This is a genomic window from Pseudomonadota bacterium (genome assembly GCA_026388275.1).
Lineage (GTDB): Bacteria > Desulfobacterota > Syntrophorhabdia > Syntrophorhabdales > Syntrophorhabdaceae > JAPLKB01.
Genome location: JAPLKB010000012.1, coordinates 13684 through 38674, shown reverse-complemented (window position 1 = coordinate 38674; position 24991 = coordinate 13684). Strand labels below are relative to the sequence as shown.

At 38.7% G+C, this 24991-nt stretch carries 24 protein-coding genes; all 24 read left to right on the top strand.

Going from position 1 to position 24991, the window contains the following annotated elements; genetic code table 11:
- Nucleotides 1-28: 28 nt before the first annotated feature.
- The 24 genes from NT010_03025 (at nucleotide 29) to NT010_02910 (ending at nucleotide 24989) form a co-directional block, all read left to right on the top strand.
- Entirely contained in the window at nucleotides 29-1597 is a 1569-nt protein-coding gene (locus NT010_03025; GenBank protein ID MCX5805031.1) for a hypothetical protein, read from the top strand.
- Nucleotides 1594-2211, top strand: a complete 618-nt coding sequence (hisH, locus tag NT010_03020) for an imidazole glycerol phosphate synthase subunit HisH (GenBank protein MCX5805030.1) — start codon at nucleotides 1594-1596, stop codon at nucleotides 2209-2211. The genes NT010_03025 and hisH overlap by 4 nt, the downstream gene beginning before the upstream one ends.
- Nucleotides 2211-2978, top strand: coding sequence for an AglZ/HisF2 family acetamidino modification protein (locus NT010_03015; protein ID MCX5805029.1), 768 nt, complete (start codon nucleotides 2211-2213; stop codon nucleotides 2976-2978). The genes hisH and NT010_03015 overlap by 1 nt, the downstream gene beginning before the upstream one ends.
- Entirely contained in the window at nucleotides 2978-4099 is a 1122-nt protein-coding gene (locus NT010_03010; GenBank protein ID MCX5805028.1) for an N-acetyl sugar amidotransferase, read from the top strand. The genes NT010_03015 and NT010_03010 overlap by 1 nt, the downstream gene beginning before the upstream one ends.
- Nucleotides 4096-5289, top strand: coding sequence for a hypothetical protein (locus NT010_03005; protein MCX5805027.1), 1194 nt, complete (start codon nucleotides 4096-4098; stop codon nucleotides 5287-5289). The genes NT010_03010 and NT010_03005 overlap by 4 nt, the downstream gene beginning before the upstream one ends.
- A 126-nt stretch (nucleotides 5290-5415) precedes the next feature.
- A complete protein-coding gene (locus tag NT010_03000; GenBank protein ID MCX5805026.1) occupies nucleotides 5416-5586 on the top strand; it encodes an ATP-binding protein in 171 nt (56 codons plus the stop codon).
- Between the two features lie 106 nt (nucleotides 5587-5692).
- Nucleotides 5693-6169, top strand: a complete 477-nt coding sequence (locus NT010_02995; GenBank protein ID MCX5805025.1) for a hypothetical protein — start codon at nucleotides 5693-5695, stop codon at nucleotides 6167-6169.
- Between the two features lie 132 nt (nucleotides 6170-6301).
- Nucleotides 6302-7555 (top strand): methyltransferase domain-containing protein, encoded by a 1254-nt coding sequence (locus NT010_02990; protein MCX5805024.1) that lies wholly within the window; start codon nucleotides 6302-6304, stop codon nucleotides 7553-7555.
- Nucleotides 7556-7591: 36 nt separating this feature from the next.
- Entirely contained in the window at nucleotides 7592-8659 is a 1068-nt protein-coding gene (locus NT010_02985; GenBank protein MCX5805023.1) for a GDP-L-fucose synthase, read from the top strand.
- 123 nt (nucleotides 8660-8782) lie between these two features.
- Nucleotides 8783-9892, top strand: a complete 1110-nt coding sequence (locus tag NT010_02980) for a DegT/DnrJ/EryC1/StrS family aminotransferase (protein MCX5805022.1) — start codon at nucleotides 8783-8785, stop codon at nucleotides 9890-9892.
- The gene (locus NT010_02975) at nucleotides 9889-10956 is read left to right on the top strand and encodes a Gfo/Idh/MocA family oxidoreductase (protein MCX5805021.1); all 1068 of its coding nucleotides are present in this window, start codon (nucleotides 9889-9891) and stop codon (nucleotides 10954-10956) included. The genes NT010_02980 and NT010_02975 overlap by 4 nt, the downstream gene beginning before the upstream one ends.
- Nucleotides 10949-11542, top strand: a complete 594-nt coding sequence (locus NT010_02970; GenBank protein MCX5805020.1) for a DapH/DapD/GlmU-related protein — start codon at nucleotides 10949-10951, stop codon at nucleotides 11540-11542. Before NT010_02975 ends, NT010_02970 begins: the two co-directional genes overlap by 8 nt.
- 115 nt (nucleotides 11543-11657) lie before the next feature.
- Nucleotides 11658-12857: a hypothetical protein gene (locus NT010_02965; protein ID MCX5805019.1), complete on the top strand. Its 1200-nt coding sequence runs from the start codon at nucleotides 11658-11660 to the stop codon at nucleotides 12855-12857.
- The gene (locus NT010_02960; protein ID MCX5805018.1) at nucleotides 12844-14262 is read left to right on the top strand and encodes a hypothetical protein; all 1419 of its coding nucleotides are present in this window, start codon (nucleotides 12844-12846) and stop codon (nucleotides 14260-14262) included. The genes NT010_02965 and NT010_02960 overlap by 14 nt, the downstream gene beginning before the upstream one ends.
- A 59-nt stretch (nucleotides 14263-14321) precedes the next feature.
- Complete coding sequence (locus tag NT010_02955) at nucleotides 14322-15041, top strand: class I SAM-dependent methyltransferase (GenBank protein ID MCX5805017.1); 720 nt, start codon at nucleotides 14322-14324, stop codon at nucleotides 15039-15041.
- A gap of 67 nt (nucleotides 15042-15108) precedes the next feature.
- Nucleotides 15109-16308, top strand: coding sequence for a glycosyltransferase family 4 protein (locus tag NT010_02950; protein MCX5805016.1), 1200 nt, complete (start codon nucleotides 15109-15111; stop codon nucleotides 16306-16308).
- Between the two features lie 62 nt (nucleotides 16309-16370).
- The gene (locus tag NT010_02945; GenBank protein ID MCX5805015.1) at nucleotides 16371-17123 is read left to right on the top strand and encodes a glycosyltransferase family 2 protein; all 753 of its coding nucleotides are present in this window, start codon (nucleotides 16371-16373) and stop codon (nucleotides 17121-17123) included.
- Between the two features lie 11 nt (nucleotides 17124-17134).
- Nucleotides 17135-18130: an SDR family NAD(P)-dependent oxidoreductase gene (locus tag NT010_02940; GenBank protein MCX5805014.1), complete on the top strand. Its 996-nt coding sequence runs from the start codon at nucleotides 17135-17137 to the stop codon at nucleotides 18128-18130.
- Nucleotides 18127-18687, top strand: a complete 561-nt coding sequence (locus NT010_02935) for a sugar transferase (GenBank protein MCX5805013.1) — start codon at nucleotides 18127-18129, stop codon at nucleotides 18685-18687. The genes NT010_02940 and NT010_02935 overlap by 4 nt, the downstream gene beginning before the upstream one ends.
- A gap of 226 nt (nucleotides 18688-18913) precedes the next feature.
- The gene (locus NT010_02930) at nucleotides 18914-20659 is read left to right on the top strand and encodes a nucleoside-diphosphate sugar epimerase/dehydratase (protein ID MCX5805012.1); all 1746 of its coding nucleotides are present in this window, start codon (nucleotides 18914-18916) and stop codon (nucleotides 20657-20659) included.
- 313 nt (nucleotides 20660-20972) lie between these two features.
- On the top strand, nucleotides 20973-21455 hold the full coding sequence (locus NT010_02925) for a hypothetical protein (protein MCX5805011.1): 483 nt from the start codon (nucleotides 20973-20975) through the stop codon (nucleotides 21453-21455).
- A gap of 253 nt (nucleotides 21456-21708) precedes the next feature.
- A complete protein-coding gene (locus NT010_02920; GenBank protein MCX5805010.1) occupies nucleotides 21709-22632 on the top strand; it encodes a serine hydrolase in 924 nt (307 codons plus the stop codon).
- Complete coding sequence (locus NT010_02915) at nucleotides 22632-23945, top strand: M48 family metalloprotease (GenBank protein MCX5805009.1); 1314 nt, start codon at nucleotides 22632-22634, stop codon at nucleotides 23943-23945. The genes NT010_02920 and NT010_02915 overlap by 1 nt, the downstream gene beginning before the upstream one ends.
- A 108-nt stretch (nucleotides 23946-24053) precedes the next feature.
- A complete protein-coding gene (locus tag NT010_02910) occupies nucleotides 24054-24989 on the top strand; it encodes a DctP family TRAP transporter solute-binding subunit (GenBank protein ID MCX5805008.1) in 936 nt (311 codons plus the stop codon).
- The last annotated feature ends 2 nt before the right edge of the window (nucleotides 24990-24991 follow it).

The window sequence follows — 24991 nt, the reverse complement described above, 5'->3', positions numbered from 1 at the left end:
ACTCGTTGATTAATGATTAGAGGGGCAAATGAATAGACAGGACTTTATGGATACAGTTAACAAAGCCGAGGAGCAGTATCCTGTTGAGAAATGGATAATTAATGACATCCATATATGGCCAATAATTCGTCTGAGCCTTTATTTTCAAAACGCAGATGAATTTAAAATAAATAAAAAATCTAAAGAAGCAAACAGAGAAGTCTTTGCCTCTATAATCCGAGTAATCAGCATTCTAACGGGTGGTTTGAGATTTGGATATTCGTATCTTAAAGACTTCCGTAAAAATAGTAAACCAAATTCACAGGCCGATGCAGTTTTTTTAAGTGACGGTATTTCTTATATAAAATTAAAAGATACTTGGTATGAAAAATATTGTGACCCACTGGCTAGTTTATTTAATGTAAATAAACTATCGTATTTCCTTATGACACCCTTCAATAAATATTTTATACCTAGAAACAGTCCATCGATGTTTATACAACCATATATTGATTATATTAAAATTAAAAACGCGCTTTATTTTAAAATTCATAGTCCAGAGGATGATAAATTAGATAAATTTGATGATTTTGTCGATTATCTAAAAGTAAATAAATTATATACAAACTTATCAGATTTAAAAAAAATAAAAATGCAAGCACATCAAATAATAAATATTGCAAGATTTTATATTAAAATGTTTAGAAAAACAAAACCATCAATTTGTTTTTCGGTGGGTTATTATGGGAATGAAGGTTTTGCTTTAAATCTTGCTTGTCGAGTATTGAAAATCCCTTCGGTTGATATTCAGCATGGTTTTCAGGGCGATTTTCATCCAGCATATGGACGATGGAACAGAGTGCCGGACAAAGGTTATGAATTATTACCAAAAATATTTTGGTGTTGGAGTAATTATGAAGCAACAACCATTAATGGATGGAATAAAAATCATTTGAAATGGCATGAACCTTTAGTTGGTGGAAACCCGTTTTTACATTTGTGGCAACCAGAGAATGATGATGATATTATAAATTATTACGATGATAAAATTATTAAGATTAAAAATTGTTGTTTAGATCTAAAACATGTCCTCTACACCATTGGGGGGGATGAAGAATATGATGAACTCAATAAAATCATCGAAATTGCAAAAAACACAGAAAAGTCGTTTCATTGGTGGTTTCGTTTGCACCCGAATTATTTAAATCAGAAACATAAAATAAATGCAATATTAAGGGATAATAAAATTATCAGTTATGAACTTGATGCGGCCACTGACTTTCCTTTATTTGCTGTACTAAGACATATCGATGTTCATCTAACATATTTTTCTTCTACAGTAATTGAAGCAGAACTATTTGGTGTTCCATCGGTAGTCATGCATAAGTATGGTCCCATGTTTTTCCCAGAGCAATTTTTATCGGGCTGGGCAATACCAGCTAAGACAACCAATGAAATTATCAGCGCCATAGAGCATCAAATAGGCAAAAAAAATTTTTTGAAAGAAAATAAAATATCCCAAAATATGTGCAACACTGAAAAGGCGATCGCACATTTACTAAAGTTAATCAAAGAAAATAATAAAGAAAAAAGAACACTAACCGGATTATCAGCATGATCCTTATAATAGACTACGGAATGGGCAATTTAGGGTCGATATTAAATATGCTTAATAAGATAGGTGTAAATGCAGCTATTTCGTCAAATATTAAAGATATCGAGAAAACAGATAAGCTAATTCTCCCCGGTGTTGGTGCTTTTGACAGGGGCATGAATAACCTGGAAGAGCGTGGCTTGATACCGATGCTAAATAAACTGGTGCTGGAAGACAAAATACCTATTCTAGGTGTTTGTTTGGGTATGCAGTTATTAGGTATGAGGAGCGAGGAAGGTCGACTGCACGGTTTGGGTTGGTTGGATGCGGAAACGATCCGTTTCAAGTTTCAGGGTGCCAATGCCAATTTGAAGATTCCGCATATGGGCTGGAACCAGCTTTCTGTTCGTCAGGCCCATCCGCTTTTTGCTGATCTTGAAGCAGTGAATCGTTTTTATTTTGTGCATTCATATCACGTCGTATGTGCAAACCCGGATAACGTACTTGCAACAACATCTTACGGATTTGATTTCACCTCGGCCATAGTAAAAGATAATATTATGGGTGTGCAGTTTCACCCGGAAAAGAGCCATAAGTTTGGAATGCATCTGTTAAAGAACTTTGTGGCGTTGGTTTGATGCTGATACCGCGAGTCATCCCATGTCTGTTGCTTCAAAATGCTGGCCTGGTCAAGACAGTCAAGTTTAAAGATCCCAAATATCTCGGTGATCCCATTAATATCGTCAAAATTTTCAATGACAAAGAAGTTGATGAACTGGTGTTCCTCGATATCACGGCAACAGTTGAAGGCAAACACCCGCCCTTTGAACTTCTGGAACAAGTGGCCAGCGAAGCCTTTATGCCTGTAGGATACGGCGGCGGCATCAGAAGTCTGGAAGACGTCAAAACAATTCTTGGTTTAGGGATTGAGAAGGTCGTCATCAACAGCTACGCTGTTGAAAATCCATCATTTATCAGCAATGTTGCCAATTTTGCTGGTAGCCAAAGCACCGTAGTATCTATCGATGTCAAGAAAGGCATCTTTGGTGCATATGAGGTACGTACTCACAGAGGCACAAAAACAACGGGGATGGACCCGGTTGAATTAGCTGTAAGGATGGAAAATGAAGGTGCTGGCGAGCTGATCTTATGTTCAATTGACAGGGACGGTACCATGAAAGGGTATGACATCGACTTGATCAGTCGCGTGGCTGCTGCTGTAAACATTCCGGTAGTTGCATGTGGCGGCTCGCGTACGGTGCATGATCTTGGTGCGGTGATCAAGCAAGGTGGCGCATCCGCAGCGGGTGCGGGGAGCATGTTCGTGTTTCAGGGGCCACATCGGGCAGTGCTGATAAGCTATCCCCATTACGACGAATTAGAGCAATTATTGGAGATTAGCTGATGAAAAAAAACTATCAGGTCTGTTCTCGTTGCGTCATGGACACAAGCGCGGCAGACATTACTTTTGATGAGCAGGGAGTGTGTAACTATTGTACCAGTTATTTGAAAATGCTGTCAGAAATTGAAGTAAGTGCAGAGGAATTAGAAAAGAGTCGACACGAATTTCATGCGATGGTAAAAGCCCATGGAAATGGGAAACCCTATGACTGTATAGTTGGAGTGTCCGGGGGGGTTGACAGTTCTTACGCATTATACCTTGCCGTTCAGAATGGCCTGCGACCCCTCGCTGTGCATCTTGATAACGGGTGGGATTCTGAATATTCGCAAAGCAACATTGAAAATCTAGTGCGCGGCTTGGGTGTAGATTTGCACACGCATGTTATTGACTGGCCGGAGAACAGAGACATGCAGTGTGCCTTATTCAAGTCAGGAGTGATTGATATCGAAATGATTATGGATAATGCCCAGGCTGCTACAAATTATAAACAGGCTTTGAAATACGGGCTGAAAGATATTCTATCTGGAACAAATACTCGCACCGAAGGAATGCCTCAAGCACCGGGCTGGACACATTACAAATTTGATGTAAAAAACATCCGGGCGATACAGAATAAATTTGGTAGAGAAAAGATTAAAACGCACCCTTTGATGAGCACTTTGGACTGGATTTATTTTGAATATATAAGAAAAGTAATGTGGCATAACTATTTAGACTATTTTATATATAATAAAGCTGAAGCAATAGAAATTCTAAAAAACAAATTTCAGTATGTGCCTTATCGATATAAACACGGCGAATCCGTTTTTACGAGGTTTTATCAAAATTACATACTTCCGGAGAAATTTGGCGTCGATAAGCGAAGGGTTCACCATTCAACACTTATCTGTACAGGACAAATGACCCGATCGAGTGCGCTGGATGATTTAAAAGGAAATCCCTACATTGAATCTGGTGAAGCAGCGGATGATCAAATATATGTTCTTAAAAAACTCGGAATGACCAAAGACGAATTCTGTGATTACATGCTTCTGCCGCCTGTGCCCCATCAGAATTACCCTTCAGAAATGAATATGTTAAAAATTTTAAGCCGTATATACAAGGCCTTTAAAAGACAGTCATGAAAAAATGCCTTCTCATCGCGCCTTTGGTGAGTCATGCTACTGCTGGGAGGGTGGCTGCAATTGGGAGTACCACCTATGGGCTATACGTTGCAGATATAAGCACACGCCCGCTTAGACATCGACTTGATCAATATCCTTTTTCCCTCATAAAGGGCTATTTTGATCTGAATGTGCGTTCAAATGATCCACTATATCGGGATATCGTAAGCTATTTGGCAATAATCAGGGACACCCTAATAAGTAGAGGGATTTTGCCGGAGAGCAAGAAAATATCGGATAGAATACGGGAAGTGATGAACGAAGTAAAGCCAACGGTAGTTGTAGTGTATTATGGTGCGACCGCCATGCACTTCGCCAGGATAATAAAAAGACTATTTCCTAAGGTACCGGTAATAATCATTCATAATGCCATCCCAGTTACGCTCGAGAGAAAGAACAAATTTCAGCGACTACTTAGGAGAAGCTTCATAAATGAGTTTGTTGACTATAATAAGTGGTTAAACAAACTTGATTATTATATATATGCCTCAACGGAAATGTCTGACTTTGCCCAGAATAGATTTAATATTCCAAAAAACAAAGTATCGATCTTGCCCGACTACCTGCCAAGATCGCTGCATGTAAAAACGGACTCGATTATAAATAATATTCGTAATGACAGCCCTAGCATCATATTTCTTGGCGCACCTGAACGCTGGGGAACGGCTATTGATAACTTAGATTCGCAGTTTCTTGATCTGGCTCATGAAAAAATTAACATTTATTCTGGTGGAATCTCCAAAGAAGTGATTGAAACCGGCTATGGTTTTAAATATCCGTATTTCACAGATGATGAGGTCTTTAAAGGCGACCTTGCAAATTATGCCCACGCCTTTGATGCAGCACTTATTACTTATGGGATAGAAGATAAAAGAGAAAGATTTCGTACAACACTCCCGACTAGATTTATTACTGCCTTAACAGCAGGAATTCCAATTGTAGTTAGGGCAGGCATGTTTGCTGCAGTTGAAGCATACGTTCAGAAGCATCAGATTGGTTTTGCATATCGCGATTCCCATGAGTTAAAAGACAGGTTAACTGATAATAATAAGATGTCAATATATCGTGCTAAGGCTATCGAACATTTAAAAGTAATTGGTGGCGAATGTCAATCACATGAGTTTGAAAAGATCTTTGAGGGATTGATTTGATGAGTCGGCTAATGTATATCAAAGATAGATTGAGGTCACTTATTGAACACACACTGCTCGGCCCTGTTTATCGCAACGTGCGCGATGAGTACAAGTTTCGACTTGCGCGGTTTGTTCGCAATCCACATGGATTCATGTTTGCTGGCCATGATGCAATGGGGAGATATATTTGCCGATATGACCCTCTCCTCTGCAATCATAGACAGGGTAATGCATCATTGTACGCTTATCAAGATAAACGGTCAAAGCTACAGGACAAAAAACTCAAAGAAAGGAGGAGGTGATACTGCTGAATAATTTTTTGGCTAAGGTATGGAATTTTCTCTGCCGAAAGGTATGGAATTCTTGTTGACTTTGAGGCTTTCTGTATGCAAATATCTTAGTAAACAACTATGACAATCTAATTGAGGTCTTGCCCCTGGGTGTTTCCGATAAAATCGGTGTAGCAAAATTTTATTGCGGAGGTACTGGTGCATCTTTAAAGGAAGAATGGGCAGGGGTATTGAAACATTTCTCTATAACAATAGCTTTATCGACATTAGATACACTTTTATTTTGCCGGCTTACAAATTCTCGACCGTTAATAAAGGTAGATGTTGAGGAGGCTGAATATCAAGTAATCAGAGGCGCTTTTCATGTTTTAAGAAGCAAACCTTCTCCGATATGGCTCGTTGAGGTTACGCTAACTGAACATCTTAGTTGTTCAGTCAACTCAAACTATCTTAGAACTTTTGATTCTTTTTTCGATCTCGGATATCATTGCAGGAGTGTCGGAACCGACAGAAGCATCTTGAGGTCAGAAATTCAAGACTATTTTGATACGGGTGTAAGGCCAGCATGGGCGGTATCTGGTAATTATATTTTCTACAATAACTCTTAGTGATCGCGCAAAAATAACTTGGCCACTTTAGGGTATTGTTTTCTTGGGTTGATCGATTGAAAGCGACACGCAAAACCGTCCCGATGGCAGGGCTATCAGAGTCTTAAATTGGCTCAAACTGGAGGAATTAGAATGCAAAAATGTAGGATATCAAATAAACCATTAACCGAATTATTTAATTTAGGTAGCTTATATGTGTCAGACTTTATTAGAGATGATGAAAACCCTCGTGGTGATAAACATGAGTTAAAAATGATGTTAAATGAAGAATCAGGCTTGGTGCAATTAGAGAAAACAACACCTGTAGATGTAATGTATGGTAAATATTGGTATAGATCAGGCATAAATAATACAATGAAGGATGAGCTAAGGAGTGTAGCAAACTCATGTTTAGAATCAATTGAAGTTAACGATGGTGATGTGTTTTTAGATATTGCTTGTAATGATGGAACGCTTCTAAGTTATGTTCCTAAGAATCTCAGAAGAATTGGTATTGACCCTGCTGATGATTCTTATAAAAAGGAATCTATGAGATATGCTGACGAAATAGTTCAAGATTACTTTACATTTGAAAATTATAAAAATACTAAATTTGGTGATAAAAAAGCTAAAATTATAACTGCAATTGCAATGTTTTATGATTTAGATGATCCTCTTTCATTTTTAGATGATTTAATTGAAGTATTAGATGATGAAGGACTATTCGTTATGCAGTTGAGTTATACGCCTTTAATGATTATTCAATTAGCATTTGACAATATATGCCATGAACATGTTTGTTATTATTCTTTGTTTTCATTAAAATATCTATTAGATCAAAAAGAATTAGATATTGTTGATTTACAGCTGAATGATGTTAATGGTGGCAGTTTTAGAGTTTATATAAGAAAAAAAAATGCGGACCAGGCGAAATTTAGAACTTCACCGTATAGAGATGTTGCTAATTATAAAATCAACTCAATCTTAGAATATGAAAAGAAAATGAATTTTAATAGAGCTGATGTATATAAATCATTCTACAATAAAATATGTGAACTACGAGAACAAATTGTAAATTTTATAAAGAAAGAAAGAGATAGAGGTAAAGTAATTTGGGGATACGGTGCTTCCACTAAAGGAAATACTTTGTTACAGTGGTATGGCTTAGATAATACATTAATAGATGCAATTGCTGAAAGAAGTTCTTATAAATATGGGCTGAAAACTGTAGGTACTAATATTCCAATATATTCCGAAGAAATTATGCGAGAAAAACAACCTGATTATTTAGTTGTTTTACCTTGGCATTATATAAGTGAATTTAAAAAAAGAGAAGCTGAGTATTTAAAACGAGGTGGGAAATTTATTGTGCCAAGTCCGAAATTTGAAATTATTTCAATGCCGTAGATACAATGTATCTAATGGTCTTAAAACGGAGACGCCATGGATAAACATAGTAAGATATATATCGCTGGTCATCGTGGGCTTGTTGGTTCAGCAATCGTACGTTATTTATTGTCTGAAGGTTATGAAAACTTAATTCTAAGCTCTCATATTGAACTTGATTTAATTAATCAAACTTCTGTAAAAAATTTCTTTCAAAAAGAACGTCCCGAATATGTTTTTCTTGCTGCTGCGAAGGTTGGCGGTATTCATGCGTGCAATACATATAAAGCTCAATTTATATATGAAAATTTACAAATTCAGAATAATATTATCCACTATGCATATATTTATGGTGTAAAAAAATTATTGTTTTTAGGAAGTTCCTGTGTTTACCCAAAAGATTCTCTTCAACCAATAAAAGAAGAGTATTTATTAACAAATTCATTGGAACCTACAAACGAGCCATATTCTATAGCAAAAATTAGCGGGCTAAAAATGTGTGAATTTTACAACGAACAATATGGTTGTGATTTTATTTCAGCTATGCCATCTAATCTATATGGTATCAATGATAATTTTGATCTTGAAAATTCACATGTACTACCTTCTATGATACGTAAATTTTATTTAGCAAAGAATTTATATGAAGATAACTTTAACTTAATTAGAAAAGATTTAATAAAAAGACCAATAACCAATGTTAATGCTAATGATTTGACTAACAGCGAGATTGAAAATTTATTGAATCTATATGGAATTGAAAAAGAAAATAAAACAATTGTAATTTTTTGGGGAAGCGGTAATGTTTATAGAGAATTTTTACATGTAGATGACCTCGCAGAAGCATTAATTTTTTTGATGTATAATTATTATGAATCAAAACCTATTAATGTTGGGGTAGGTAAAGATATTACAATTAATAACTTAGCGCAATTAATAAAAGAAATTGTCGGATTCAAGGGTGAAATTTTATGGGATAAATCAAAACCCGATGGCACACCAAGAAAACTATTAGATATAACCAAATTAACTCAAATAGGTTGGCAACCCAAAACCAAATTAGCTGACGGCATTAGAAGGACGTTTCAATTTTATAAAGAAAACAATTCAACATTATCTTGTTAAGTTCGTTTATCAAACTCGGAAATCTATGGAAAGGTCGATACAAGAGGCAATAAGTGGTATTTATGGCTTTGATTTTGAGCCCGGCTCTATTTAAAACCTACTTAGGGAGGTGTTCTTATAAAGATGAAAGTTCCTTTTGTTGATCTTTGGGCGCAATACCAATCTATAAAAAGCGAAATTGATAATGCGATAGAAGGCGTCATCAAGTCATCCGCATTCATTGGTGGTCAATATGTTCAACAATTTGAATCGGGATTTGCAGTTTATTGCGGTGCAAAATATTGTGTAGGTGTTGGAAATGGGACAGACGCCATTTACATCGTATTACGTGCACTCGGCATAAGTCCTGGAGATGAAGTTGTTACTGTAGCTAATTCATTTATTGCCACTTCAGAAGCTATAACCATGACCGGGGCACGGGTAGTATTTGTTGATTGTGATCCTGAGACATATAATATTGACGCAGCAAAGATAGAGGGGGCTATAACCAAAAGGACCAAAGCTATACTGCCAGTTCACCTCTATGGACATCCGGCAGAAATGGGAATGATAAATGAGATTGCCCATAAGCATGGCCTTTACGTGATAGAGGATGCAGCTCAGGCGCACGGAGCGAAGGTGGGCAGGGTAAAATCCGGGCGCCTAGGTCATGCAGCATGCTTCAGTTTTTATCCTGGCAAGAACCTGGGGGCCTATGGCGATGGAGGAGCAATTGTTACCAATGATGAAGAGCTTGCAACGAAATGTCGAATGATTGCCAATCATGGTCGAATTAAAAAATATGATCACGATTTTGAAGGTGTGAATAGTCGTTTAGATGGAATTCAGGCCGCAATATTGAGTGTTAAATTAAAATATATCGAAGATTGGACAGAGAAAAGGCGGAATAAAGCCGAGATATATAAGCAGAAATTGAAAGATACAGAGATAATTCTTCCCGTAGAGCTGTCTGGATTCCGTCATGTCTACCACTTATTTGTAATCAGGACAAAAAACCGGGATGCTGTTCGGGTCTATATGGATGAGAAAGGGATAGAAACTGGCATACATTACCCGATAGCCCTGCCGAACCTTGGCGCATATCGCTATCTTGATTATAATCCTCAAGATTTCCCGGTTGCAACTTTGTGTTCGCAAGAGATACTCAGTCTCCCCATATACCCGGAATTAACAGAGACTCAGATAGAATATATATGTGAGCATTTGACGGCAGCTATTAGGAGTGAAAAATGATTAAATTTGCATTAGTAGGTTGTGGGAGAATCGCAAAAAGGCATGCCGATCTTTTAGGATCTGGTCAGATCAAGGATGGTATACTTACTGCCGTGTGTGATATTGTCCCGGATAGAGCCAAATCTTTTGGCGAGAAATATAATGTACCTTTTTATGTAAACCTGAATGAAATGATGCAGAAGGAGAGAGATATAAATGTCGTTTCTGTCCTGACGCCAAGCGGTTTACATGCAGAAAATGTTATAAGGCTTGCTGAGTATAGAAAACATATTGTTGTGGAAAAGCCAATGGCATTGACCCTTGAAGATGCCGATGCAATGATCCGCCAATGCGACGAAGCCGGTGTAAAACTCTTTGTAGTAAAACAAAATCGTTACAACTTACCTGTGCTGAAACTACGCGAAGCTATTGAAAAGAAGCGTTTCGGCAAATTGGTTTTAGGAACTGTAAGAGTGAGGTGGTGTCGAACGCAGGAGTACTATAACCAGGATGCGTGGAGGGGCACCTGGAGCATGGATGGTGGAGTGTTTACAAACCAGGCGAGTCATCATATAGATCTATTGGAATGGATGATGGGAGAACCCGAATCCGTGTTTGCCAAGGCAACCACTGCTTTAGTCGATATTGAAACAGAAGACACCGGCATAGCAATTATTAGATTCAAAAACGGTGCTCTTGGAGTTGTAGAGGCAACCACCGCTGTAAGACCAAAAGATCTCGAAGGTTCCATCTCAATAATGGGAGAAAAAGGTTCTGTTGAAATCGGTGGTTTTGCGGTTAATGAAATGAAAGTGTGGAATTTTGCGGATAAAATACCTGAGGACGATATAGTCCTTGAAAAATACAGACAAAATCCACCCGATGTTTATGGATTTGGTCACAAAGCCTATCTGGAGCATGTTGTTGACGCGCTGGTTAATGGAAGACCTGCTTTGGTAGATGGACTTGAAGGTCGCAAATCGTTGGAGCTTATTATGGCAATCTATGAATCTATTGAAACAGGCAAAGATGTATTCCTTCGGTTTAAGCCTGAAAAATGCAAACTGGGCAGGATTAATGACTGAAATAGCTCAAACTGTGAGGATTTATCCTAATGTCAGGCTCGGTGAAAACGTGGAAATTGAAGATTTCTGTGTTATTGGAGCACCTTTTCAAGGTTACACCGGCGAAGAGACAATTATAGGAGATAATGCAATTATCCGCTCCCACACAGTTATTTATGCGGGCAATCATATTGGTAACAATTTTCAGACCGGAAACAAGGCCAACATACGCGAATTTAACATCATTGGAAACAATGTGAGTATCGGAACGCTCTCGGTTATAGAGCACCACATAACAATAGAAGACAATGTTCGCATTCATTCACAGGCTTTTATCCCTGAACATACTGTTCTTGAAAATGGCTGTTGGATAGGTCCGAATGTAGTATTGACCAATGCGAAGTATCCGAATTCTCCAAACACAAAAAAAGAACTTAAAGGTGTACTGGTTAAAAAAAATGCAAAGATAGGTGCAAATGTAACTATTCTGCCAGGCTTGGTAATAGGAGAAAATTCATTAATCGGAGCGGGTAGCGTCGTTGTCAAAGATGTTGAAGCCGGAGTTATTTTAGCAGGTAATCCGGCAAAGCTTATTAGAAAATTGTAATCGGGAACAGAAAATGAGGTCTGCTAGCGATAGACCGATGCAAAAAGGTGCTGCAATTCTGGTCAGTCAATATTTTCCACCCTTCAATTCCGTCGCTTCACAAAGAGCGATGCGTATGGCTGTTACCCTTTTACATAAGTTTGATATCGTCTATGTTGTTACACTTCCAACGCATGAGTTACCAGATGAATTCCTTGATCTTGAATTCGGGAAAGAACTCGTAAATGACCCGAGACTTCAGATGGTTACAGTGTCGCCGATTCTGACTGGATACGGCTTTACTAATAAAACAAAATTTTCCCATAGGTTTATCGGGGCTCTTTTAACAAGAACACTGTGTAGTTCGGGTATCGATTGGATATCTTCATTAAAAGACGCTTTGTTGTATATAATTGCTAAAGCGGACGTTAAGCTGGTTGTAACAACCGGCGGGCCTTTTGTTCCATTTTATATTGTAACAAAGCTTGCGAGGAAAAACAATATCCCAAGCATTATTGACTATCGAGACCTATGGAGCCAAAACCCGCGCGCCCCATATCCAAGACTTGCAAGGTTCCTCGTACGGCATACACTTGAAAAATATGTCAACAAGCGAGCTACTATGATTACGACAGTTTCCGAAGGGTGTGCGAAGAGTATCTTTGAAGTTCAATCGATGGCGCGGGTGGAAATACTGCCTAATTATCCTGATAAATCTTATAAAGAGAACTATAGCAATCCAACATTATACCCTGTGTCGTCCGAATTTAATCAAAATGTACTCAATATCGTACTCGCTGGTAGCGTTTACCGTGAATGTACTTGCAGGGTGTTAGTACAAGCAATACAATTAATGCCAAAGGAATGGCGTGGTCAGATAAAGCTTCATTACTATGGTTCAACAAGTAAAATCGTTAAACATGATTTCCAAAATCAGGGTATGTTAGACAACTTGATTGACCATGGTTTCGTTAATAAATCGGAAGCTATTAATGCGGTTAAAAAAGCTGATCTTTTACTTTCGTTAGTCTTCGGCAGATCAAAAACTAAGCAAGCACCCGTCTATGGGACCATGACCACTAAAGTGTTTGACTATTTTTTATCTGGAAAGCCTATTATTAATATAGGTCCACCAGGTGGGGATTTAAACCTATTCGCAAAGAGAATCGGTTATATTGAATATCATTCTTTTGAATCTATCGAGATAGATAGGTTAGCAGAATTTCTATTAAACGCACTACACGATCTCACAAATTTCCGTAAACGTAATGTCCGCGTCGAAATGCCAGATTTTTCCGAGAGCTTTGAGGCGATCCTTCGTAATGTCAAACAGTGAAAAAAAGTATTTTGCGATTGTTTTTGCGCTATCTAATGCGTTGGTTTCTTCATTTGCGCTATTGGTTAATGAGACTTATGTTGCGGTGCGGATACTATCAATATTCTCATTCCTTCTTTTCGCCATTATTTGTTTTTTGGAATCAAGCAATTTATTGTTTCAAGCCAGGACATTTATCCTTGGCTTCATTGGATACTTCCCCATGATTATCAAGGTGATTATTGGTAAGGATGCACTTTTTAGTGGATTTGAGGGAACAACACAGGGTTTTGATATTGTTTTATTGATGTATGTGATCACATCATATGCATTACTGAGCAATCAAATCGGTTTAGCTCTTGCTAAAAAAAGAAATCTTGTTTGTTCAAATACTAATCTTGCGCCTATCACCCGGAGCCCGGAAAAAGATAGGCAAATACGACCATACTGGTGGATTGCTGCTTTAATCGGGTTTATGTTGGCCATTTATGCATCCTACATGTACATCCGTGGTTATGGCATACCTGTTATTTTCGTTGGATATAGCGACCCTGAGCGAGGCGGTGCAGGCTTACCATATGGCAGTATATGTGTGCTAGGTGGGGTTGGGATCTTTTCATTATTTATATCGGGAAGCAAGGGATATATAAAAAGCTGGAAAATAATATTATTTATTACTAGTTTTATATATATTGTTTTCTCGCAAATACTCATGGGTGTGCGGCAAGATGCAATGTCTACCTTGTTTGGCCTAGTAATATTATACGGTGTTGTCAACAGAAGAGAAATCGGGTTGAAGCTTTCCTATATTCCTATTATAGTCGTCTCCTTTATCTTCTTTGAAGTTTGGGGAGTTGCAAGAACCATGCTCGCAGAGGGTGCACCGATCACTTCTATAGTAACCTCAACATTTTTGAACATTGGTGGGGCTACAGATGTAGTCCGCATGGGTACGATCAGTCCCATCGCAACTACCTTTTCCAATACGGTATGGATGATAGAGAACAATATTATTGGTTATTCATTGGGGCAGTCTTACTGGGAATGGATTTTAAGGATACCGCCTGAGGCATTGTACCCAAATCGCCCGGCAGATTACGCTTGGCTATTTTCGGAATACGGCCTTACCGCGGGAGGTGGTTTTTTTGAACTGGCCGAGGTCTATATGAATTTTGGCCTCCTTGGTGCGCTGATTGTCCCCGGTATAGTCTCATTTTTAATCGCTAAATCGTACTATTACGCATTTTATCGGCAGTCAATGTTTAGTTATTTTCTGCTGTTTTCATTTCTCACCATTTTCCTTCGCGGCACCTGGTACCAGACATTTGCATTTTTCCGGGCCTTTCTAGTTTGTATGCTGTTGTACTTTACTTATATATTCATCGTTCAGATATTGCGGCCCGCAACAAGAGGAATTATACATTAAACGAGTTCATTAGCAAAAAAGTTGAATGGCGATTTGACTATTAAAAAACTGGAGAAATATTGATAAGCAATGTAGAAGATAGATATTACGACGGCACCTACCTCACCGAAAATCCTGACTGGGATCGCAAGGATGCACCATGGAAAGCAGTTCAAGTTGCGTCTATACTCTTTGACAATAAGATCGAACCATATACGGTGTGCGAGGTTGGCTGTGGTTCCGGCGATGTCTTGGTGCAGCTTCAAAAAGCCCTGCCGTCTGTGAAAATGACAGGCTATGACATATCACCACAGGCGGCTCAGTTCTGGGAACAGCATAACGAAGCAGGGGAGGGTGTAGAATTTCAACTTGGTGATTTCCTTGAAATTAACCAAATCAAGTACGATGTCTTGCTAATGCTGGATGTTTTTGAGCATATCCGCGATCCGTTCAGTTTCCTTGAGAATTCCAGGCGACATGCCACTCACTTTGTTTTCCATGTCCCACTTGATCTGAGTGCCAGCGCTATTTTTAGAGGTTACCCATTGATCAAGGTTCGCAAAAAGGCAGGGCATCTCCACTATTATACCAAGGACTTGGCCCTGTCGACACTCCTCGATACTGGATACGAAATCCTTGATTGGCGATATACCGGTTCTTCACTGAATTCGCCGAATCGATCTTTAAAAACACGATTGGCGGCCTTGCCCCGCCGAATAGCTTATGCGGTGAATAAAGATTTTGGGGTACGGCTGTTGGGTGGTGAAACTCTGTTGGTACTTGCAAAACCATTGTCTTGAAATAGACATGATACTCGACATTATCTCTTAAAATATTCGTACTGACGGTTGAGGAGTATAGATAGCTTTGCGAATTGCATTTATCGCTGATGGGCGAGCAGAAAATTTCCGCCGTTTGGTGCAACACTTTGCCAAACAGGACGACACGGTTTATGTGCTCAGTACGTATCCTTGCGGAGCATTGGAGGGAGCCCAGGTGTACACGCTGCCAGGGATTGTGCGAGCCAACAATGCACTTGTCAAGCAATCTGACATGCAGGATCAGGTCGAATGGCAAGTATGCTTTGGTCGACGGTTGCTGTTGAGCGAGTTGGGTCAGCGGCTCTTTCCGCTATGGAATATCGTCAAGACAATTAATATGTTGCCACAGATGCTTGTGGCGCGCCGTATTCTCCGCAGTTTTAAACCTGATATTGTGGTGGCTTTCCGTACCCAGAACGAAGGATACGTTGCAGCGCTGACCGGAATTCATCCATGGGTCTTGTTTACCCAGGGGTCAGATTTTATTTACATGGCGAATCGCCATCGATTGCATGCTTGGCTGACCAGCATTACGGCTCAACGCGCGGATGCATTGATGACAGATTGTCAACGTGATATCGATTTGGCAAAGCAATATGGTTTTTCAAAGAATAACCCTTCACTCTTATTACCGGGTAATGGGGGAGTTGACCTTTCGATTTATCAACCAGGTGTCGCAGCCAGTCAACGTGAACGCTGGGTAGTCTATCCACGTGGTTTGGCACCCTTCATACGCCTTGACACTTTGCTACAAAGTATTTTGATGTTACAGAAAGAACCTGATTACTCAGATATCCGCTATAAGCTGTTTGTTACAACCGCAGTTATTCCTAAAGTTGAGTCCATGGTTCATCGACAGCGACTCAATATGAACAAAATAGAAATTCTACCCTTCACATCTCAAAATAAATTTGCGGCTTTCCTGCAGAAATCTGCAGTTATAGTATCGCCTTCGCTTACCGATGGTACACCAAACAGCATGTTAGAGGCCATGGCATGCGGTGCCTTTCCTGTTATTAGCGATCTTGAATCTATCCGGGAGTGGATTAGACATGGTGAAAATGGTCTATTGTTTGATCCAACACAGCCACAAGATTTAACTAATTGTTTAAAAGTGGCAATAGACAATGTTGTGCTTCGGCAGCAAGCACAAGAACAGAATTTAGAAATTATACACAAACGAGCAGATTACAAACAGGTGATGCCTAAACTCAAACTGTTTCTCAAAGAGATATCTGACATCTAGTGATAGGCCGTGAATGTTATGATTCTTAGAAATATGTACATTACACGGGTTATTGATAAAGTATGAAGATTTCTGTAATTACCGTTGTATTAAATAACCGAGAATGTATTGATGATTGCATTAAAAGCGTTTTAAACCAGACCTATAAGGATACTGAATATGTTATTGTTGATGGCGGTTCAAGAGACGGAACGATAGAAATTATTAAGGAACATGAACGGGAAATCTCCCAATGGATCAGCGAACCTGATAAGGGAATATATGATGCCATGAATAAGGGAATCGGGATGGCTACCGGTGATATCGTTGGTTTTCTCAACGCCGATGATGTTTATTATGATCCATTGGTTCTTGAAAACGTTACCAAAGTCATGGAAGACCAATCGGTTGATGCTTGTTATTCGGACCTCGTATACGTTGATAAATACGATTTGCAGAAAGTAATTCGATATTGGCGATCTTGTGTTTTTACGGATGGACTTTTGAAAAAGGGCTGGATACCGCCGCATCCAACTTTCTATGTACGCAAGTCGATATATGATAAATATGGAGCCTTTGATTTAAATTATCCGCTGGCAGCAGACTTCGAGTTGATGGCAAGATTTCTTGGTTGTCATAAAATTAAGGCAGTATATCTGCCCAAGATAACTGTTAGAATGCGTGTAGGTGGTGTGACAAATCAATCCATCACTAATATTGTAAAGCAGAATATTGAAATTCTTAATTCATACAAAAAGAATAATATTACCTTATCGCTTACGTTGTTTTGTACCACTAAGCTTTTATCTCGCACAAAGCAGTTTTTTTCCAAATAGATACAATGTCTATGAATAATGTTCTCGTGACTGGAGCTAACGGTTGTATAGGCAACGTATTAGTAAGAATTTTAGTGAATTCCAGTTACGAAGTTACAGCATTGGCATTGGATAAAAGCGATACAGACAAGATTAAAAACATTGAAAATTTAAAAATTGTATTTGGAGATATTTGTGACAGAAAGAGCATGGAGGAAATATTTGCTGCCGCCAATTTTAATATAGTGGTTCATCTGGCCGGGATTGTCCATAATCCTGAAGCGACTCTTGAAGAGTGCATGGAAGTGAATTGCAGAGCTACTTGTGATTTATTTGATCTTTCGCAGAGTTATGGCACAGAACAATTCATTTTTGTAAGCAGCGTTGCGGTATATGGGGAGGAGGTAGAAAGTGTTCTGGATGAAGGTTCTTTGGTTGATCCGCGGACTCCTTATGCTGTTTCGAAGCTTAAAGCTGAAGAATATATAAAAAATAGTCATGATTGCACAACAAAATACACGATTATTCAGCCCACTACGGTTTACGGAAAATACGACAGAGGGAACATCAATAAACTGGTCAGCGTTGCGAAAAGAGGCTTTGTACCAATCTTCGGCAATGGAAATAATTTAAAAAGTTTTGTATATGTTGACAATTTAGCCGAAGGAATCTTAAAAGTTATTTGTAATGAGATGTCATACAATCAGACTTTTATCTTAAGCGACAGCGAACCATATTCGATGAATCAAACCATTAAAGCCATTGAAGGCGCAATGGGCAAGAGAGTTGTGTCTATACGTTTTCCAATCGGTGCAGTAATCCTAGCATTAAAGTTGTTTAATAGAATAACGAGGATTTTTGGCAAGAAAGTTTTTCTTAGTATTTCATCGCTGAAAAAACTTGTCACTAACACCATTTTTGACATTTCTAAAGCCAGAAGAATTTTGAACTACGAGCCTCGATACACCCTCTCCGATGGATTACTAAAGGCGTACGGTGCGCATAGTGATGAAAACGGCATAAAATGAAACGGTACTTTGATGCTGTAATTGCGTTCACTCTGCATTTTGTCCTGTGCCTGCCTGCGGTCTTCATCGCAGTGTTGATCAAACTAACTTCAAAAGGACCTGTACTATACTGGTCAGACCGCGTAGGGCGCGATAACAGCATCTTTAAGATGCCGAAATTCAGGACTATGCGGATAGATACACCGGATGTTGCTACACATCTTCTGGAGAATCCTGATAAATATCTTACACCTATCGGGCCTTTTCTGCGAAAGTTAAGTCTGGATGAATTTCCACAGTTATGGAGTGTACTTATCGGAGATATGAGTTTTGTGGGACCACGACCTGCCTTATATAACCAGGATGACCTTGTTGAATTAAGAACTAAAAAGGGTGTTCATAAACTTGTACCAGGTATTACCGGATGGGCGCAAATTAATGGAAGAGATGAATTGCCTATTCCAATAAAAGTAGGATATGATGAGTATTATCTTAAGAATCAATCCTTTTATTTTGATCTTAAAATAATATGGCTGACACTTTATAAAGTTATAAAAACAGAAGGGGTTAATCACTAAACATATGAATTTAACAAAACCTTCGCATACCAAGCGTTTTTTATTCTTTCTTTTTTTTGATAATGCATTAATTACTTTGTCTCTTTTTCTTTCTTTTCTGTTCCACTTTGATTTTGAATACAATGTTCCTTATATAAGCCTGATATTGGGGGTGCTGCCATTTTTTATAGTAATTAAATTCATTTCATTCATTATATTCAAAATATACCGAATGATATGGAGATACGTGGGTATATTTGAACTTGTAAATATTCTGTTTGCACTTGTTTTTTCAGCAATTGTGTTAATGATACTAAGTCTTCCCATGTCATTTTTGCATTTAAACTTATCTATAGAGGGCTTTCCCAAAAGAATTATTCTTGAGGATAGTATTGTTTCTGTTTTTCTCATATCCGGATTACGAATATCTAAAAGAATCTATTTGGAGGTTATACGTAAACAAAAGCCTGCCAAACAAAGTAAAAAGACTATCATTCTTGGTGCCGGCAACACCGGCGAGATGCTTATAAGGGATATGGCACGTAACAACTTTAATGAATTTTATCCTGTCGGATTTCTCGATGATGACAAAACCAAGGTAGGGACATATATTCATGGAGTAAAAGTGCTTGAAACAACAGATAAACTTAAAGACATCATTTTAAAACACAGCGCCGATGCGATAATTGTAGCGATACCTTCTTTAAACCATAAAATTCTTAAGGAAGTATACAATTCAGCCAATGAATTAAATGTAGGTACAATAAAAATAGTCCCGCATATTTATAACTTTGATAAACCGGACATAAACCTGAAAGGTCTTGAGGATATCAGTATAGAAGACCTTGTAGGCCGTCAATCTGTTACTATTGATTACGAAGAAATAGGAAATTTTTTAAAAGGCAAATCGGTAATTGTAACTGGTGCGGGGGGGTCGATAGGGACTGAGATTGTCAGCCAGGTATGTGCTTTTCATCCTGAAGAAGTGATTCTCTTTGATATTGATGAGACTGAATTGCATAATTTGGGCCTTAAACTCCAAAGACTTTTCCCTCATCTGTCCGGACAGGTATATTACATAACCGGTGATGTAAGGGACGAAACAAGATTGAGTGAAGTTTTTGAAGAATATAAACCGCAGATTGTTTTTCACGCTGCTGCATACAAACATGTGCCGATGATGGAATATAATCCTAAAGAAGCAGTTAAGGTTAACATCCTGGGGACATATAACCTTGCCAGAACTGCTGTTGACCATGGAGTGGAAAAGTTTATCATGATCTCAACAGATAAAGCTGTGAGGCCCACAAGCATCATGGGTGCAACAAAGAGAGTTGCCGAATATGTATGTAAGGCATTTAATAAAAATTTACGCCTCATAACTCAGGACTCATCTTTAAGTGAATCATTATCTATCAATGGCTTTGAGCAATCAGATATGAGATGCTCTTACACTAAGTTCATTTCTGTCAGGTTCGGAAATGTGCTCGGGAGCAGAGGTAGTGTATTACCACTTTTTCTTGAACAGTTGAAACATGGCGGACCGCTTACGGTAACGCATAAGGACATGAAAAGATATTTTATGACCATTCCTGAGGCAGTGTCGCTTGTGTTGCAGGCGTCTACTATGGGTGAAGGAGGAGAGGTTTTCGTCCTCGATATGGGTGAACCTGTTAACATTACTGATATTGCAGAGGAATTGATAAGAATCCACGGACTGGAACCATATAAGGATATAGATATAATATTTACCGGTTTAAGATCGGGAGAAAAACTCTTTGAAGAGATACTTACAGCCGAAGAAGGTACTATAGCGAGCAAACACGAAAAGGTCTTTATCGCAAACAATAGTGAAATATATTCACTATCTGAAATGGAGCAAATCCTTCAGGAATTTCAAACATTGCTCGCCGAACCTTCAATCAGGAATGATGGTAAAGTGAAGGGAATACTTAAAAAATATGTAAAGCATTACGAAGACGTAAGCTCATAGCTGATTACCCCGAAAATTGTCAACACTACTTACTTACCTCGTTTAACAATAGGGGGAACAAACAACACGCAATCCGGGATATTTACCCGAATCGTAAAAGATTCCACCCAAATTATTCACGAAAAAAACATTTACAGCAACTAATCAAAATAGAGGTATGAAAATGAAACTTATATTTCAAAACTTAATGCAAAAAACAACAAAAATAATTTCCCCCCGCCCTCATTTAACAAAAACAGGTTTGGAGAATTTCCATGTGAAATTCAACAAGTACATGTTTTATGTTTTGTTTTTAGCAGGCTTGTTGTTTTTAATGTCGACGCAGATTGCTTATGCAATTGATAACGAGATTACCCGGCGTACAATGAGCGGTCTGAAGGGTGTAAGTATCGTAGTGGAGGAGCTTCAACCAAATATTGTGAAATATGCTCAGAAAGTAGGCCTTACGAGGGAACAGATACAGAAAGATGTTGAGATAAAGTTAAAATCAACAGGAATTAAAGTATTTGCAATGAACGAATGGCTTAGCGCTCCGGGCAGACCTATGCTTTATATAAATGTAAATACTCACGAATTTGAAAAATACTTGTATGCCTATGATATTAAATTGGAATTTCAACAAGTTGTTTTTCTTGAGGCAAACCCTTCTATTAAGACAATAGCAATTACCTGGTCGACTAATATGACAGGAATAGCAAATATCGGCACGCTAAATTCAATCCGGAATAATGTAGGAAAGATGACCGACATATTTATTGAAGCATATCGTTCAGCGAACAAGGAAAAAAGAGATTAATGTTGAAAAAAGAGATTTCAGTTCTTTTACCCCGGAAATATCTGATACCCCGGAAATATCTGATTATCCTTGCTTCTAAGAATTAGCTGATTTTATATATAAACCTTCATTGTCGAATCTTAATATTCTTTCCATTAATTCTTCCATATATCCTCTCAAAAACTTTTCTTCAGAATTATATCCTGCCTCGATCTGTTCCTCGAAAACCCTAAAAACTTGTTGTTAAATGCGATTACATGTTATATAAACTAACATGATATATCTGCTGTTCGCTGTTTTTCTACTTTTTCCGCAACTACTGATAGCTAACAACGACATCACTGCCGCATCATATCTGCTTGTTGAAAAAGAAACTTTTCAGGTCATATCCGGTAAGGATTTTCACGCAAAAATGGCGCCTGCAAGTACAACCAAAGTAATGACGGCTATAATAGCTATTGAGAAGCTTACAGGGGAAGAGCAGATAGTGCCTGACAGAAATGTGAGCTCAATCCCTGCATCAAAACTGAACCTTGTGCCGGACAAAAAATACAGGGCAATGGATCTGATAAAAGGTGCGCTGGTTAAATCTGCCAATGATGCGGCCTATGCGCTTGCTGTGCATATTGGCGGTACAGAAAGCCGCTTTGCGCAGACGATGACCGAAAAGGCAGAAGAGATTGGAGCACAGAACACGCAATTTAGAAATGCTTCAGGTCTTTTTGCTGATGGTCAGTATACAACCTGCTATGATCTTGCATTGATTTTCCGGTATGCCCTGTCTAATGAAACATTCAAGGAAACCTCTGCAACAAAATATTTCTTTTTTAACAAGGATAACAAAAATATAAAATATAAGAATCACAACCGGCTTCTCTTTTGTTTTGAACCTACCATTGCAGGCAAGACAGGCTTTACAAGGCTCTCAAGACATTGTTATGTCGGTGCCTTTGAAAAGGATGGTAAAACATACATACTGTCAATGCTTGGCAGTAATAACCTCTGGGGCGATGTGCTATTAATATTGAAAAACCTTTACAATGAACTGCCTTCCGATAAAGAAATAAAACAGGCAAAAGCGTGCCCGGTTATTCTTGCCTCTTATAAAGAAAAACATGCAAACAAACATGCAAAACAGGCAGCAAAGAAAAAGTTCAAAAGCCATAAAAAACATAAGAACATAGCCAAAAGAGTTTAATGAAATTCAAGAATTCTGTAATAATATTTCTCATATTATTCCTTCCAATACAGCTATATGGTCTGACCCTTGAGGAAGAAAGGAAATACGGACAGGAAATATACCTTGAGATAGCCAATTCCGCAACTATTAATAACGATCCGTATATCTCCATATATTTAAGAAACATAAAAGACAATCTTGAAAACGCAGCAAATCTGCCATTTCCTATAGTGCTTACCGTTATAGAGTCAACTGCAGCCGATGCTTTTACCACACCCGGCGGTTACGTATACTTGACAACCGGACTTATCGGGATGTGTGATAAGGAGGAAGAGGTAGCCGGAGTGCTTGCCCACGAGTTTGCCCATAATGCAAAAAGGCATATTGCCAAGCGTTTGGAGAAGGAAAAATATATTAATATAGGCATGTTAGCTACACTAATTGCAGGAATATTGATTCCTGACCCGAAAGCGAAAGAAGTGGCGCTTGTTACCGGAAGCGCTTCTGCAATGGCATTGTCTCTTAAGTATTCCCGGGAAGACGAAGATGAAGCCGACAAGGTTGGTGCATCAATTGCAGATAAAGCAGGATATAGCGGGCTTGGCACGGCTGATTTTTTAAGAAAATTGAGATCAGCAGGCGGCGATAAAATCCTGCCGCAATATCTTTTGACACACCCCTATCATGAAGAAAGAATTCTCAAAATTGAAAGAGCGTGGGCAGGAAGCAAGTCGCGGATAGACGGTGCTTTTTTCCCTTATTTACTGGTAAGAGTCAAGGTGCTTCACGGTCATCTTACGGAAGAAGTGAGAGATACATGGGTAAATAAATATACAAAAAATGTTAATGATCCGTTAACGGCATATGGGATATCTCTTATGTACTCACTTACAAGCAATACAAATGATTCCGTCCGTATTGCAAAAAGTATAAACTCACCTTACAGAAGTCTGCTCCTCGGGGAAATCATGGTAAATTCCCATCAATTTGGGGATGCCATTGGTATTTTAAGGGACGAAGCTTCTCCAATATCCCGTTTTTTTCTTGCAAAGGCTTATGAAGGCAACGGAGACATAGGGACGTCACTGAGCGTTTTAAATGAATTATTGCAGTATGGTAAAACCTGTCCGGAAATATATTACCGGTACGGTATGCTGATAGGAAGAAGTGGCAACCAGGCTAAGGGATATGAATATCTTGGTCGGTATTATCTGGAAACAGGTAAGCAGCACCTTGCAAGAAGCAATCTTGAAAAAGCCATAACAAAGTATGGAATTAATTCACAAGAAGCTAAGAACATATTAAAACTCCTCGACACATTAAAGAAATAACCCTGTAATACTATGTTAAAGAAATGTTTCGGATTATTGTCAGTTTTTGTGTTTGCTTTCGGTTTTTCCTGTGCAGGATTATCGGCAAACTATAAGCCTGAGTATAAAATGAGTATAATAGTTGGTCCGACAGGTCCATGGGGGGAATCTGCTGCACATTTCGCTGAGGGGGTAAGAAAGGCCACAAACGGGAGAATCAACATAAAACCTTACTATAACGGACAGCTCTTTGCAGGAAAACAGACAAACGAATTCCTTCTTATGAAACAGGGTGTTATAGACTTTGCCCTTGGTTCTACCATAAACTGGTCCCCGACTGCGAAGGAACTGAATATCTTTTCGCTCCCCTTCCTTTTCCATGATTACAAGTCTCTTGATGTTGTTGAAAATGGTGAGGTGGGCAGGCAGCTTTTTAAGCTCATCGAAGAAAAAGGTGTAGTTGGGCTTGGGTGGTGTGAAAATGGTTTCAGAGATCTTACGAACAATAAGAGAAGCATAAAAAAACCTGAGGACCTCAAAGGTCTTAAAATAAGGGTGGTTAGTTCACCTATATTTATTGATACTTTTAAAGCAATAGGAGCAAATCCTGTATCAATGAACTGGGGTGAAGCTCTGAGTGCATTTCAGCAGGGAACGGTAGACGGACAGGAAAACCCGATAGTATCTGTCACTATTCCCAATAAGTTGTGGCAGGTTCATAAGTATATAACTGTATGGAATTATGCCATAGACCCTATCATCCTTGGTGTGAGCAAACAGGTCTGGGATAGCTTCGATCAAAAGGACAGGGATGCAATTAAAACAGTTGCAGCAGAAACAGCAAGATGGCAGAAAAAAGGTGCAAGAGAAGGGCTGGAAAATAGTACGGCTGCCCTTGATTTTTTAAGAAAAAACGGGATGGAGGTAACAATACTGACATCTGCACATATAAAAGTCTTTAAAGATATGACTAAACCGGTTTATGACAAATGGGCAAAGGAAATAGGCATAGAGCTTGTAAAAGCTGCCGAAAAGGATATCCGGAAGACAGCAAAGGCAAAATAAAC